This is a genomic window from Gracilibacillus thailandensis (assembly GCF_010994055.1).
In the GTDB taxonomy this organism is placed as follows: Bacteria; Bacillota; Bacilli; order Bacillales; family Amphibacillaceae; genus Gracilibacillus; species Gracilibacillus lacisalsi.
Genome location: NZ_WJID01000003.1, coordinates 81,931 through 97,288, shown reverse-complemented (window position 1 = coordinate 97,288; position 15,358 = coordinate 81,931). Strand labels below are relative to the sequence as shown.

The window sequence follows — 15,358 nt, the reverse complement described above, 5'->3', positions numbered from 1 at the left end:
GCTACCCCCTTTATTTTTTCTTACTGTAGTCACGTTTTCTTGGCTTAATTAATGACACATCCACATCTTCATATTCAAATTTCGGTGCTTGATTTTGTTCGTCAAAAGATGCTTTCGTTGTCTTTAACCATTCTTCATCATTACGATCAGGGAATTCTGGTTTGTAATGGGCGCCACGGCTTTCATTACGGTTATATGCCCCTTGTGTAATAACTCGAGCTAAATGAAGCATGTTTTTCAATTGACGAGTAAACATAACACCTGAGTTATTCCAACGTGATGTATCGTCCATATTGATGTTTTCCCAACGTTCTAATAATTCCTGAATTTTTTCATCTGTTTTTAACAGTTTATCGTTGTCACGTACAACGGTTACGTTATCAGTCATCCATTCCCCTAGCTCTTTGTGGATCTGATATGCATTCTCGTCACCACGCATATTCAATAACGCTTCGAATTTCTCTTCTTCTTCTTTTAATTGGTTATCAAATAAAGTGGATGATACGTCTTCAACTGTTTTTTCAAGACCGTCCATATATTTAATCGCATTAGGTCCAGCAACCATACCACCATAAATAGATGATAGTAATGAGTTAGCACCTAGACGATTGGCACCATGCTGTGTGTAATCACACTCACCAGCGGCAAAAATACCAGGAATATTGGTCATTTGTTCGTAATCAACCCATAGACCACCCATGGAGTAGTGTACAGCTGGGAAGATTTTCATCGGTACTTTACGAGGGTCTTCCCCAACGAATTTCTCGTAAATTTCGATGATACCACCAAGTTTTACATCTAATTCCTTTGGATCTTTGTGTGATAGATCCAAGTAAACCATGTTTTCACCATTGATACCTAATTTTTGATTGACACAGACATCAAAAATTTCACGTGTTGCAATATCACGAGGTACAAGGTTTCCGTATGCAGGATATTTCTCTTCTAAGAAATACCATGGCTCTCCATCTTTATAAGTCCATACTCGACCACCTTCACCACGAGCAGATTCACTCATGAGACGAAGTTTATCATCACCAGGGATTGCAGTTGGGTGGATTTGAATGAACTCACCATTTGCATAAATACCACCTTGTAGGTAAAGAGCTGCAGCTGCTGAACCGGTATTAATAACGGAGTTGGTAGATTTACCAAAGATAATACCAGGTCCACCTGACGCTAATATAGTGGCATCCGCTTTAAATGCTTTTAGTTCATGAGATTTGATGTTTTGACCGATAATACCTCGTCCAACACCTTCATCATCAATAATAGCCGAAATAAATTCCCATCCTTCATATTTCGTTACAAGCCCTTGTACTTCATAACGACGAACTTGTTCGTCTAATGCATACAATAATTGTTGCCCTGTTGTCGCACCGGCATATGCTGTACGGTGATGTTGTGTACCACCGAAACGACGGAAGTCAAGTAACCCTTCTGGCGTACGGTTAAACATAACTCCCATACGATCAAGCATATGTATAATTCCTGGTGCAGCTTCACACATTGCTTTTACTGGTGGTTGATTCGCTAAAAAGTCACCACCGTAAACTGTATCATCAAAGTGTTCCCAAGGAGAATCTCCTTCCCCTTTTGTATTTACTGCACCGTTAATTCCACCTTGTGCACAAACAGAGTGAGACCTTTTTACAGGTACAATTGATAATAGATCAACGTGTACGCCTGCTTCTGCTGCTTTAATTGTGGCCATTAAACCTGCCAAGCCACCACCAACAATAACAATATTGCGATCACTCATTTATACTCACTCCCTTTACTCCCTACTACTTATTAAACAAACGCGAACAATGCGCGAATACCGATATATGTTACTGCTAAGAAAACTAATAGTGTTGCATATGTAGCAATTTTTTGTGAACGTGGTGTAACGGTAATACCCCAGCTTACTAAAAAGCTCCACAAGCCATTTGCAAAGTGGAATGTAGTGGAAACTACACCAATCACATAGAACCAGAACATGACAGGATTAGCCAAAATGTTTTCCATTAAGCTATAATCCAATTCTTTAGTTCCCATTCCAATTTGAACTCGTGTCTCCCATACGTGCCACACAATAAATACAAGTGTAATGATACCCGTGATTCGTTGCAGATAGAACATCCAGTTACGGAAGAAACCATAACGGCTGACATTGTTTTTAGCAACAAATACGATATACACACCCAATACTGCGTGGAATATTATAGGAAGAAAAATGATAAAGATTTCAAGCACGATACGGAATGGTAAATCATGCATAAAGTGTGCCGCTTTATTAAAGCTCTCAGGACCATAAACTGCAAAATGGTTGACAACCAAGTGCTGAATTAAAAAGATCCCGATTGGCACAACCCCTAATAGTGAATGTAACCTGCGATAAAAAAATTCCCTATTCTCCACCTTTTGTGTACCCCCCTCTAGTTCATCATAAATTCAACATACGACTCTTTTTTTGCGCAAAAATTTTAAAGCGCTTTACATCTCGTTGTACGGATTCTTTCTTTCGTTTCCTCCCTCTTACGAGACATCCCATCCAAGAATTTCGTATATTGGTACCACAACTATTGTACTTCTATCAGGAAAAAGCGTCAAGAAAACGAATTCTTTTTCTTCAAATATTTGTCGATTATCCATGGAAAAAAAGAGAAAGTTACTTTTGAACGATTGCAGAAAACGGTAAAAAAGGTGATAATAGTTGTAAAGCGTTAGGTTTTGATTGAGGTAAGAGAGGGGACAATGAAGTGACAAATAAAAAGACAAACATTGCTACAGTACTTACAAACCTTCAAACAACAAGCAGTGGATATGATTTACTTCGCTATATCGGATTACCAGATATGTTGGGACAGGAATCCGATCTTATTTTATATGTTATGGGTAAAAATTTGGCCAGACAAGCGGAATGTGCATCAACAGAAGAAATACAAGAATTTTTTCAACATGTTGGCTGGGGAGAGTTAGCTTTAACACACGAAAAGCGGCGTGGTTTTATATATGAATTGAGTGGAAGCTTAATTAAAGCACGACTGCAAACATTAAAAGAGATTGATTTTCAACTGGAAGCTGGATTTTTAGCGGAAACTATGCTACAAATAACGGACAAAAGCTGTGAGTGTGTAGCTGAGGTCAATAAAGATCATGTTATTTTACACGTACTACATAATTAAAGCCCCTTATTCCTATTAGTCGGCTATAAATGGCCACGTCCTGTGGCCAATGCCGACATCCATTTTAGGAAAAGGGGCATTATTCATCTTCCTGGAGATGTTCTAAGATATTTTCTGCAACAGGTTTTGGGATTCCTAGCTTTACGATCGAGTCAACAGATGCCTGCTCGATATCCTTAATCGATTTAAAATGGGTAAGTAATAATTTCTTCCGCTGGGCACCTACACCATCAATTTCATCTAACTTAGAATGGAAGGCACTTTTTCCTCTGAGCTGACGATGGAAGGTGATTGCGAACCGGTGTACTTCATCTTGTATCCGCTGAATAAAATAAAATTCCTGTGAACGCCGATCTAATTCGACTACTTTTGGCGGATCTCCATACAATAATTCACTTGTCCGGTGTTTATCATCTTTTGCTAAGCCACAAAGTGGAATATCTAAACCTAATTCATTTTCTAAAACGTCTATAGCGGCCGACATCTGACCTTTGGCTCCATCAACAAGGATTAAATCAGGAAGTGGTGCTCCTTCTTTTAATACCCTCGTATATCTTCTGCGGATAACCTCACGCATTGTTTCATAGTCATCAGGACCATCCACTTGTTTAATTTTATATTTACGATATTCTTTTTTTGCCGGTTTCCCATCAATAAAAACGACCATCGCTGATACCGGATCTGTTCCTTGAATATTCGAGTTATCAAAAGATTCAATTCGATGTGGTGTCTCGATATGCAGTTTGTCACCTAGTGTTTCGACAGCACGGATAGTCCGCTCTTCATCTCGTTCAATTAAGCTGAATTTTTCCTGCAAAGCTATTTCAGCATTTTTCTTGGCTAACTCTACTAGTTCCTTCTTGCGACCTCTCATTGGGATATGCACATCTACATCTAATAATTGCTTGAGCAAATCCACATCCGTAGGAATTGGTACTAGTATTTGCTTTGGTTTCGGATGATGGTGGTGCATGTAAAAACTCCCGATAAAACTAAGGAAGGTTTCCTCTGCTTCATCATAAAACGGAAATATTGAGATATCACGTTCAATTAATTTTCCTTGGCGGATAAAAAATACTTGTACACACATCCAGCCCTTATCATAGCTAAAGTTAAACACGTCTCTGTCAACCTGATCTTTCATCGTCATTTTTTGCTGCTCCATGACTGATTCGATATGTTGGATTAAATCACGAAACTCCTTAGCTCGTTCGAAATTTAACTCTTCAGAAGCAGTTAGCATCTTTTCTTTTAATTCCGCTTTTATTTTTTTATGGCCACCATTTAAAAAACTCGTGACTTCTTGGGTAATGTTTCGATATTCTTCTTTAGACGGTGGCTTATCAGCACAAGCCAGGCACTGACCCATATGATAGTACAGACAATGCCGCCCTTTTTGATTATTACATTTGCGCAATGGATATAGGCGATCTAACAATTTTTTCGTTTCCTTTGCTGCCAATACGTTAGGATAAGGTCCAAAATATTTTCCTTTATCCTTTTTGACTTTTCTTGTAATAATAAGGCGCGGATGTCGTTCATTAGTAATTTTTAAAAAAGGATAAGATTTGTCATCTTTCAATAGTACATTATATTTTGGATCATATTTTTTAATTAAGTTCATTTCCAAGATTAGTGCTTCGATCTCTGAACTGGTGACAATATATTCAAAATCTCTTATCTCACGGACAAGACGTTGCGTTTTTTGATCATTAGCCCCAATAAAATAAGAACGAACCCGGTTACGAAGAATTTTGGACTTACCGACATAAATAATCGTTCCATGCTTATCCTTCATTAAATAACAACCAGGTTGCGCTGGCAATACTGCTAATTTCTCCTTAATATGGTCGTTCACCACTTCACCCCCCCAGAATTTCAAAATGTTTCTCTCTATTCTTTATTTTTTCGATGTAAATATTATTATAGTACAAAAAAAGATCCAGTACGTAAAGAATCCCTTATTATAGGGTCTCTATAATAAGGGATAATCGCGTTTTATTAAGCGTGTTTGTTAATTAGTTCTACAAGCGCTTCTTTTGGTTGATAACCAACTACTTGGTCAACTACTTCCCCATCTTTGAAAAGTAGAAGAGTTGGAATACTCATTACGCCGTATTTTCCAGCTGTTTCTTGGTTTTCGTCTACATCAAGTTTTACGATTTTAACTTGATCACTCATTTCACCATCTATTTCTTCTAGGACTGGTGCAATCATTTTACATGGTCCACACCAAGTAGCCCAAAAATCAGCTAATACTAATCCCTCGCTAGTTTCATTACTAAAAGTGCTATCGCTAGCTGCTACAATTGCCATTATGAAATTCCTCCTTCATTATTCCGATTTCTTTACAAGTATAACATTGACAAAATAATCAGCCTAATACTTTGCTTATCGTTATTATATGTTGCCAAAAAAATACTATACAGTCATGACATAATAGATTCCTACTGCTAAAAAAATGACTGCTATAACCATTAAAACATAGGCTAATGTTTTCACGACGCCACTCCTTTACTGGATGCTTGACCCGATAACATAGGATAATCCAACGGAAATTACTAGTGATATAAAGCCAACAGCTCGGTTATCGTTGGCAATTTCCTGATCAATTTTATAAGTTGGGGTTAAAAATTCAAAAATAAAGTATCCGAATAACAGTAACAAAAACCCATATCCACCCCATGCAATGCTTTCTAAAATCGTATCATTGTGTTGTATAGAATAGCGGATCACATTAGCAATCCCAAAAATTTTCCCACCTGTTGCCATCGCTACACTGAAATTACCTCGTTTAATTTCTTCCCAATTTTTATAAGAAGTGACTAATTCAAAAATTACAAGAAATAAAACTAAACATAACACTGCTACACTATAACGGGCTGCGGTTTCGACAAAGATATTTCCCCAAAAGTCAGACATGACATGGCCTCCTTTTATTTTAATTCCATTACAGTAACACCAAGACCACCTTCACCCATATCACCATCACGTGCACTGGCAACTTTCGAATGCTTCCGGGCAAAATCTTTAACCCCTTTTCTTAGTGCTCCGGTTCCTTTTCCATGAATGATTGATACTTTGTTGTAACCTGCAAGCAGGGCATCATCGATATATTTCTCTAGCTGTTGTACAGCATCTTCAAAACGTTCCCCACGCAAGTCTAACTCTGGTTTGACATGGTAGGCAGAACCTCTGACTGTTGCTAATGGTTTTTCCATTTTTGGCTCTTCTCTTCTAATAAATAAAAGATCTTTTCGTTTTGCCTTCATTTTCATTATACCTACTTGGACTTGGAATTCATTTTTACCTGTCTGTTCAATAATAGTTCCTTTTTGATCCAGTGTTAATAATCGTACCTCATCACCAGGCTTTAACGCTTTTGCTTTGTCTTCATCAATGGTTGGTGCTTGTTTTTCCTGTTTTTTCGATAACTCAGGCCTTGCTTCATTTAATAATTTCTTCGCTTCGATCCATTCATGCTCTTTTAATTCCGCCTCTGTCTGCATATTACGCAGTTCAGATACGATAGTTTCAGCTTCTTCTCGTGCTTTAGCGACTGCTTTTTCTGCCTTTTCTTCTGCTTTCTTATATAATACTTCGCGTTCTTTCTCGAACTGCTGCCATTGTTTTTCCAGATCCTGTTTTAACTGTTCTGCATCTTCTAAAATGGCCTCTGCATCTTCATAATCGCTTTCCGCTTTTCGGCGTGAATCTTCAAGGGATGCGATCATATTTTCCACACTTTTCGAATCCGTTCCGATATGTCCTTTAGCGTCTTCAATAATGACTTCATTTAGCCCTAGACGTCTAGAAATTTCAAATGCATTACTCCGTCCTGGTACACCAATCAGCAGATGATAGGTTGGCTTTAATGTTTGAATATCAAATTCAACGGATGCATTTGTCACGCCTTCGCGGTTGTAACCATACGCCTTCAGTTCCGGATAGTGGGTAGTTGCGATAACGCGAGCTTGTTTGCTGATGACATGATCGAGAATAGACATGGCTAATGCTGCCCCTTCTTGTGGGTCTGTACCAGCACCAAGCTCATCAAATAATAGCAATGATTTTTCGTCGAAAGTATTCAAGATATCTACAATGTTCGTCATATGCGAGGAAAAAGTACTTAAACTTTGCTCAATCGATTGTTCATCGCCTATGTCTGCGAATACATCTGAAAATACGGCTAACTCACAACCGTCCAATGCAGGAATCTGTAATCCTGATTGGGCCATTAACGTACAGAGTCCTACCATTTTTAAAGTAACAGTCTTACCACCCGTATTGGGACCTGTTATGACAATCGCCGTGAAGTCTTCACCTAATTCCACATCATTTGCTACGACTTCATCTGCCGGAATCAGCGGATGGCGCGCCTGTTTCATTTTGATGACCCCTCGGTTATTCATCGTTGGTCTGCTTGCTTTCATTTGATGACTTAATTTTGCCCTAGCAAAAATAAAATCAATCATAGCAAGTGCTTCGACATTTTGGATTAAAAATCCTTCATCAGCAGCGATTCTTTGTGACAAATCTTTTAAGATTCGTTCGATTTCCCTTTTTTCTTCAACTCGTGCTGCTTGTAATTGATTATTTAATTCCACAACTGATTGCGGCTCCATGAACAATGTTTGTCCTGAGGCTGATTGATCATGGACAATGCCACCTATACTAGAACGATACTCTTGTTTTACTGGAAGCACATAACGGTCATTACGAATCGTAATAATCGCATCTGACAGCATTTTTGATTTAGTTTTTGTAACATGATCTAAACGATCACGCACCTTATTTTCATTGGTACGAATTTTAGATCGTAATCCTCGGAGTTTATCGCTTGCCCCATCCATCATATGACCATGATCATCAATACAGCTTTTGATCTCTCGTTCTAGTTCATTTAACGGGACAATTTCATCTGCTAAACTCTGAATAATTGGTAATTCGATGTCTTCTAATTTATCAATAAAAAGCTTTAGTTGTTTACCTCCATAAATGGTACTAGCGATATCTAGGCATTCATGGGTAGTCAATATCCCTCCAATAACAGCTCTTTTCACACTAGGTTTAATGTCGGATATGCCACCGAGCGGGACATTGCCTTTTAAGCGAATGACATGATAGGCTTCATCTGTTTCCTCTTGCCAATTCACAACTTGATCGAGATCCGTTGATGGCTTCAACTTACGTATTTTTTCGATACCTAGGGAGGAAGCTGCTTTTTCAGCTAGTTGATCGATAATTTTATGAAATTCTAAAACATGAAGAATTCTTTCGTTCATAAACGGACCTCCTCTTCGTTTATTTCGTTAAAAATTCAATTAATTGTTCTTTCGTCCACGTATTTACGACGGTTTGTTTTGTTAGTTTACCTCTTCTAGCCGTTCCTACCCCTGTTGTCATATCTTCTAACATAGCATAGCTGTGGGCATCCGTATTAATTGCAATATGCACACCTTGTTGTTGGGCAAGTTCCACCCACTTAGCTGCTAAGTCAAGACGATTTGGGTTCGCATTTAATTCTAATATCGTATTGGTTTCTTTGGCTTTTTCGATCAACCATTCTACATCAACTGCATATCCGTCTCTTCTGCCCAGAAGTCTTCCTGTTGGATGAGCAATCATATCGACATTCGGGTTTTCTAACGCATTTAGTAAACGTTCATGAATCTTTTCTTGTGCTTGTCCGAAACTAGAGTGGATCGATGCGATTACAAAATCAAGCTCTTGTAGAAAGTCATCATCAAAATCCAAGCGTCCATCAGGTAAAATATCCATTTCAATACCAGCAAAAATATGAATATCTGGATGTTTTGCTTGTACTTGCTCGATTTCTTTCCGTTGTAATCGTAAGCGTTCCTCGTTTAATCCGTTTGCGACACGAAGATATTTGGAGTGATCAGTGATCGCAATAAATTCATAGTCCTTTTCTTTGGCACGGACCACCATCTCTTCTAAAGATTGGGCACCATCGCTCCACGTGGTGTGCATATGCAGATCTCCACGAATCGCTGCTTCATCCACTAAATCTATTTCTGTTTTAGCTAGTTCTATTTCATCTTTTCCTTCACGAATCTCTGGTGGAATGTAGTGAAGTCCAAAACTTTCATAAAATGCAGTCTCGGTAGCAAAGGTTTCCACTTCGCCTGTTTCAACATCCTCTACACCATACTCACTAATTTTTTTACCTTGTGCTTTTGCCAGTTGTCGCATCAAGACGTTATGGTCTTTCGAACCAGTAAAATGATGTAATGTTGTCGGAAACTCTTTCTCTGTAACTAAGCGGAAATCAACACTTATATCGAAACGACCTTCCACAACAATCGAAACCTTTGTATCACCAGCGGCAATTGTGTCGATGAGGTCTTCAAACTGTAATAGCTTTTCACGTACTACTTCAGGCTCATCAGTTGCAATGATAAAATCCAGATCTTTGACCGTCTCCCGAAAACGTCGCATACTACCAGCAATAGAAAACTGCTTAATCTCTTCAATCGTATAAAGGAAAGCTTCTATCTTCTCAACAATAGCCACTACCATTGATACTGGTAAACGTTCCGGTCGAGCTCCGGCACTATTTAATGCTTCTAAAATTTTTTCCTCTGTCTTTTTACCAAAACCTTTTAACCCGCGGATCTCACCTTTTTCACATGCTTCTCTTAAAGTTTGTTCATCGACAATATTTAGCTCTTGATACAGCTTAGCTAATTTCTTACCTCCAAGTCCTTGCAGGTTTAACAGTGGGATTAACCCTTGCGGTACCTCTTTCTCTAACTGTTTTAATGTATCTGATTCATCATTGTCAATAAACTCCTTTATAACCGCTTCCGTTCCTTTGCCGACTCCTTGTAATTTAGTAAAGTCGTCTATTTCCGTAAGCGAACGATCATCTCGTTCCAGAGCTTGAGCTGCTTTACGGTAAGCAGAAATTTTAAAAGGATTTTCACCTTTTAGTTCGAGATACGTGGCTATTTTTTCAAGTAGTTTAATGACATCTTTTTTGTTAACAGACATCTTAATTCCCTCGCTTTTTTGTATTCTACATGTGAAATACCCTTGCTTACTCCAGTGGCAAGGGTATATGATGGATTAACCATTATTGAATGGATCATTTTCAAACCAATACGTTGTTAATTTATCCGTTAATACTGGTGTATGTTCAATAATATAAGTGGCAATACTTGAACCATCAATATAGTCCTGAATAACGGAGACAGGTGCAAGTGCTAAAATATAAAGTGCAACAAAAATAAGTAAATAAACCTCTATAAATCCTAAAATAGCTCCTAGCCAGCTATTAATAACATTCAGCAGTGGTAAATCCGCAACAAAATCAAGCATCGTTGCTACGATTTGCAAGATAATTTTAGTTACAAAGAATAAAGCACCAAATGCAATCGCATTATAATAGGCTGCTTCTAAAGGTAATGACTCTAAAAAGACAGCCCACGAAGAATCAGACATTACTTCAGGATACGGTATCCATAATTCTAATTTGGAAGCAATATCATCGTAATATGTAGCTGCTACAATAAAAGCAATAATAAACGCAGTAAGATGAAGTACTTGCAATATAAAACCTCTCCTTAGGCCAACAAGTACCCCGATAATTAATAAAACAATCAATATAAAGTTCACCATGACAAATTTATTCCTCTTTCTCCTCTAGTAATTTTTGTAATACTTCAAACTCTTCTTTCAGTTTCATATAATCATTCATAGTATTTACAGCTGTCAAAACAGCCAAGTTAGTGGAATCTAATGATTTATTCACAGCATGAATTTCACGCATTTTTTCATCTACTAAATTTGCTACAGCACGGATTTGCTCAGGTTTTTCATTTCCAACAATATTATATGATCTTCCATATATATCAACGGTAGTCCGTGTTTTTTCTGGCTGGGACACCATGATTCCCCCTTCTAGACAAATAACCTTAAAATTAATATTAACATGAAGCATCCAAATAGAAAACTATTCTGATAAATCCTATCTCTGTTATACTTATAGAAAAGAGGAGAGAGTACCGTTCTATCCTCCTATTTTATACTATTAGGTTAAAGAAAGGACGAATACTGTTGTCAAATATCGTATTACAATTTTCAAAAAATGAGTTATCTAAGGTTAAAGAATACTACGAAAAATATATTACCAAAGTTCCGCCAAATAGTCTTTTCTTAGCAAAAATCAATCATGTAACGGTTACTGCCTATAAATCCGGAAAGGTTATGTTTCAAGGTGATCATGCTCAACAAGAAGCAGAGAAATGGAGTGCGCAGACTACAGGGAAATCCTCCTCCAACCGCGCTAAAGCTTCGGTTAACGAGCATAATTACCAACCACCTGAAACACTTTTCACCCATGCACATATCGGCACAGATGAAGCAGGCACAGGTGACTATTTCGGCCCAATTACTGTTAGTGCTGTTTATGTCCCAGAGGATAAAATCCCGTTACTCCAGTCCATGGGCATTACCGATTCCAAAACATTAACAGATATAAATATTGCTCGACTGGCTAAAGAAATTGTCCAAGAGAAGATTCCTTACACTTTGTTAACCTTAGATAATACGAGATATAATAAACTGCAGAAAAAGGGCTGGAATCAAGGTAAAATGAAAGCAATGCTCCACCAGCACGCGATCCAAAAATTATTAGCGAAAATCGGTCAAGCTCCTAGTCATGGTATCTTAATTGATCAATTTTGTCAGCCATCCTCTTACCTAAAACATATCGGTCAGGAGGGAATGAATTTAGAGAAAAACACTTTTTTTATGACAAAAGCTGAAAGTTATTCCACTTCGGTTGCCGCAGCCTCGATTATTGCACGTGCTAAGTTTGTGAAAGAGATGGATCAAATGTCCAAGCAGTATGGCTTCACCATTCCAAAGGGTGCTTCCAGTAAAGTCGATGAAGCTGCCGCATATTTTATTAAGAAAAATGGTTTAGATGCTTTATCTCATGTTGCAAAAATGCACTTTGCTAATACGGATAAAGCTTTGAAATATGTAAAAAGGTAAGGCGCATTCATGTAACAATGTAATACCACTTCCTTTTCTGTTGGCTTTTGCCCTTCAGCTATGGTTAGAACTGAAACTTTTTCAAGATCAACTGAAATAATGAATAGTGTCACGAGGAAAACTGTTAAATAAAAAAGTAAGATTTCCCCGTAAAGTTGGATTAACAGGGAAATCTGTCAATGAGAAGGAACGGTTTTCCCGATAAACAGATAATTACCGGCAAATCTTACATGTGAAATGAGAGGTTTTCCACGTAAGATATGCTAGTTCGATGTATGTTTGCCACTTCTTTCGGTGGTGTTACTCCAAGATCTTCACACTTGCCATGGTCTTCGTCTATAAGAAAGAGTCTCGACTTCCCTTTTTCCCTAGTAGAAGGTTCTAATTGACAAGGCTGTAAGAGAGTTACTTTGTAACGGGAATTCAACCTTAGAATTTCTCTATCAGTTACTCGTCAGCTACCGAGCTTCTTGGCACATCGGATTGAACTTTCACCATCTTGGCTAGGCACACTGCTTTTGAAAAAGAGAACAGAAAAAAAAGATTGATTAGATAGGAAAATCCGAACATTAATGTCTGATCGCAAATACTGCTTCAGCAAAATACTTCGCTTTCCGTGGGCGCGACTTCAGCTATTCCCACAGGAGTTTACGTATTTTGCCTACGCTGCGTTCAGATTGTTCGGATTCTCGTTCTAACTATTTTATTATGTTCTAGCCTATTTTGTTTTATCCTCTTAATTCAGCATTATGGTCGTTTGCTACTGCATCTAGAATAGCTTGGTAAGATGATTCTACTTCTTCATCTGTTAGTGTTCTTTCAGGATCTTGATAGAACAAACTGAATGCAATAGACTTCTTACCTTCTGCTAAATGCTCACCTTGGTACACATCAAATACTTGGATGTCTTTAACCAATTCTCCGCCAGCCTGTGCAATCGTTGCTTGCAATGCACCTGCCTGAACAGATTCATCGACAACTAATGCGATATCTCTAGTTACACTTGGATAACGAGGTATCTTCGTAAAACTAGGTTCGTTTTCATGGATGGAAAGAATATAATCAAAATCGATATCAAACACGAATGTTTCTTTCAAATCATAATCTTTTTGTAGTTGTGGATGCACCTGTCCAATAAAACCAATTGCTTGATCAGCTAAGAACAATTGAGCCGTTCTACCTGGATGCATTCCCTCCACTTTCGCCTGTACAAAAGTAATATCTAGATTTAATGTTTCAAATAATGCTTCTACAATTCCTTTCACAACAAAGAAATCTACTGTTTTCTTCTCTTGTTGCCAAGGGTGTGTAAGCCATTCTCCAGTTAGTGCACCTGCTAATCGTACTTTCTCTTCTGGTTGCTTTGTTACTTTCTCTTCTTTGGAAATGAAAATACTACCTAATTCATAATAGGCTACATTCGCTTGTTTACGCGCCAAATTATAGGCAACAGATGATAGCATTTCAGGCAAAATACTTAAGCGTAATGTACTATGCTCTTCACTCATCGGCATTGCCAACGAGACAGAAGAAACCATTACTTCTGCTACTTCAGGACTAACAAGTTCAGTTGCTCGTTCCTTACTTGTTAATGAATAGGTTACTGTTTCAGATAAGCCTGCACCTTCTAAGAATCGTTTAACATGACGTTTTAACGCTTGTTGTTTCGTTAATCCTCCTGCTTGTGCACCGCCACTTGGTAAGGTGAAAGGTAAATTGTCATAGCCATAAATTCGTGCCACCTCTTCTAGCATATCTTCAAAGATAACAATATCCTGACGACGAGTTGGTGCATAAACTGTAAAAGTTTCACCGTCTTGATCATAGTTAAAGTTTAATTTCCGCAAAATATCAGCAATATCAGCATCAGAAATATTCGTACCTAATCGATCATTAATAGTAGACGTCCAAATCGTTACAGTTTTCTCTGAATAATCTAATTGATCATATTCGGCTACACCTTTTAAAACAGTTGCCTCTGCGTATTCTTGTAGTAATTGACAAGCTCTTTCACCAGCTGTTTTAACACGATTAGGGTCTACTCCTTTTTCAAAACGATTACTTGCTTCACTGCGTAAATCAAAGTCTTTAGATGCTTTACGGACGGTTTGACCATCGAAATAAGCTGCCTCTAATAACACAGTAGTAGTTTGCTCAGAAACTTCTGAATCAGCACCACCCATTACACCAGCAAGTGCTACAGGTTCTTTTCCATTTGTAATCACTAAATGCTCATTTGTTAATGTGCGTTCTTGGTCATCTAGTGTAATCAGTTTTTCCCCTTCGTTCGCCATTCTGACAACCACTTCATTTGATCCAAACTTATCAAAATCGAAAGCGTGTAATGGCTGACCATATTCTAACAACACATAATTAGTAATATCTACCACGTTATTAATTGGTCGAATACCTGCTGCCATTAAGTAGTTACGCATCCAAAGTGGTGATGGACCAACTTTCACGTCTTTAAGTAAAAATGCACCATAGTAAGGGTTTTGCTCAGCTGCGTCTACTTTAACAGAAACTTGCTTCTCTATCTCCTCATCATTTGACAGATAGTTCGTCTGTGGTAAACGAATTGGTACATCTAAAATAGCCGCTACTTCATATGCAACACCTAGCATGCTTAATGCATCGGAACGATTGGGTGTTAAACCAAGTTCGATAATAATATCATCGAGATTCAATAGTTCGTTTACATCTGCACCAATTTCTGCATCATCCGGAAATACGAAAATACCACTAGCAAATTCTTTTGGTACAAATTTTTCTTCTACACCTAATTCTTGTAGGGAGCAAATCATCCCATTTGATTCCACACCACGCAGTTTTGCTTTTTTTATTTTAAAATTCCCAGGTAAAACAGCACCAGGTTTTGCTACAGCAACTTTTTGTCCTTGCGCAATATTCGGTGCACCGCAGATGATTTGTAGTGTTTCGTCACCTACACTCACCTGACATAAGTTTAATTTATCAGCGTTCGGATGTTTTTCACAGCTCTCTACATAACCAACAACCACATTATTTGCTGGGCTTGCAAAATGCTCTAACCCTTCTACTTCAATCCCAGACTTAGTAATACGTTCCGCTAAATCTTCTGGGGATAATTGATCGATATCTACATAATTTTTTAACCAATTTAATGATACAAACATGTTTCAGCC

General features: G+C 38.0%; 12 protein-coding genes. 2 read left to right on the top strand and 10 right to left on the bottom strand.

Translation table 11 applies throughout. The features are described from left to right. Positions 1 to 10: 10 nt before the first annotated feature. Both sdhA and GH715_RS01970 read right to left on the bottom strand, forming a co-directional pair. Complete coding sequence (gene sdhA / locus GH715_RS01975) at positions 11 to 1,762, bottom strand: succinate dehydrogenase flavoprotein subunit (RefSeq protein ID WP_153834152.1); 1,752 nt, start codon at positions 1,760 to 1,762, stop codon at positions 11 to 13. Between the two features lie 32 nt (positions 1,763 to 1,794). Beyond that, a complete protein-coding gene (locus tag GH715_RS01970; RefSeq protein WP_163578400.1) occupies positions 1,795 to 2,403 on the bottom strand; it encodes a succinate dehydrogenase cytochrome b558 subunit in 609 nt (202 codons plus the stop codon). A 341-nt stretch (positions 2,404 to 2,744) separates the two neighbouring features. Between GH715_RS01970 and GH715_RS01965 the strand changes: the two genes are divergently transcribed. Further along, a complete protein-coding gene (locus tag GH715_RS01965; protein ID WP_163578399.1) occupies positions 2,745 to 3,170 on the top strand; it encodes a YslB family protein in 426 nt (141 codons plus the stop codon). A gap of 79 nt (positions 3,171 to 3,249) precedes the next feature. Here the strand turns inward: GH715_RS01965 and uvrC are convergent, their stop codons facing one another. The 7 genes from uvrC to zapA form a co-directional block, all read right to left on the bottom strand. Further along, positions 3,250 to 5,028, bottom strand: coding sequence for an excinuclease ABC subunit UvrC (gene uvrC / locus GH715_RS01960; protein ID WP_163578398.1), 1,779 nt, complete (start codon positions 5,026 to 5,028; stop codon positions 3,250 to 3,252). Between the two features lie 143 nt (positions 5,029 to 5,171). Beyond that, positions 5,172 to 5,486, bottom strand: a complete 315-nt coding sequence (gene trxA, locus GH715_RS01955) for a thioredoxin (RefSeq protein WP_018931318.1) — start codon at positions 5,484 to 5,486, stop codon at positions 5,172 to 5,174. Between the two features lie 198 nt (positions 5,487 to 5,684). Further along, the gene (locus GH715_RS01950) at positions 5,685 to 6,092 is read right to left on the bottom strand and encodes a DUF350 domain-containing protein (RefSeq protein ID WP_018931317.1); all 408 of its coding nucleotides are present in this window, start codon (positions 6,090 to 6,092) and stop codon (positions 5,685 to 5,687) included. Between the two features lie 14 nt (positions 6,093 to 6,106). After that, positions 6,107 to 8,455 carry an endonuclease MutS2 gene (locus GH715_RS01945; protein ID WP_153834150.1) on the bottom strand — a complete coding sequence of 783 codons (2,349 nt, stop codon included), beginning with the start codon at positions 8,453 to 8,455 and terminating at the stop codon, positions 6,107 to 6,109. Between the two features lie 19 nt (positions 8,456 to 8,474). After that, the gene (gene polX / locus GH715_RS01940; protein ID WP_153834149.1) at positions 8,475 to 10,187 is read right to left on the bottom strand and encodes a DNA polymerase/3'-5' exonuclease PolX; all 1,713 of its coding nucleotides are present in this window, start codon (positions 10,185 to 10,187) and stop codon (positions 8,475 to 8,477) included. Between the two features lie 75 nt (positions 10,188 to 10,262). Next, on the bottom strand, positions 10,263 to 10,814 hold the full coding sequence (locus tag GH715_RS01935) for a CvpA family protein (protein WP_153834148.1): 552 nt from the start codon (positions 10,812 to 10,814) through the stop codon (positions 10,263 to 10,265). A gap of 7 nt (positions 10,815 to 10,821) precedes the next feature. After that, positions 10,822 to 11,082, bottom strand: coding sequence for a cell division protein ZapA (zapA, locus tag GH715_RS01930; protein WP_018931313.1), 261 nt, complete (start codon positions 11,080 to 11,082; stop codon positions 10,822 to 10,824). Positions 11,083 to 11,252: 170 nt separating this feature from the next. Here zapA and rnhC point away from each other — a divergent pair, with 170 nt between their 5' ends. Beyond that, on the top strand, positions 11,253 to 12,194 hold the full coding sequence (rnhC, locus tag GH715_RS01925; protein WP_153834146.1) for a ribonuclease HIII: 942 nt from the start codon (positions 11,253 to 11,255) through the stop codon (positions 12,192 to 12,194). Between the two features lie 728 nt (positions 12,195 to 12,922). Here the strand turns inward: rnhC and pheT are convergent. Continuing rightward, on the bottom strand, positions 12,923 to 15,349 hold the full coding sequence (pheT, locus tag GH715_RS01920) for a phenylalanine--tRNA ligase subunit beta (RefSeq protein WP_153834145.1): 2,427 nt from the start codon (positions 15,347 to 15,349) through the stop codon (positions 12,923 to 12,925). Positions 15,350 to 15,358: the final 9 nt, after the last annotated feature.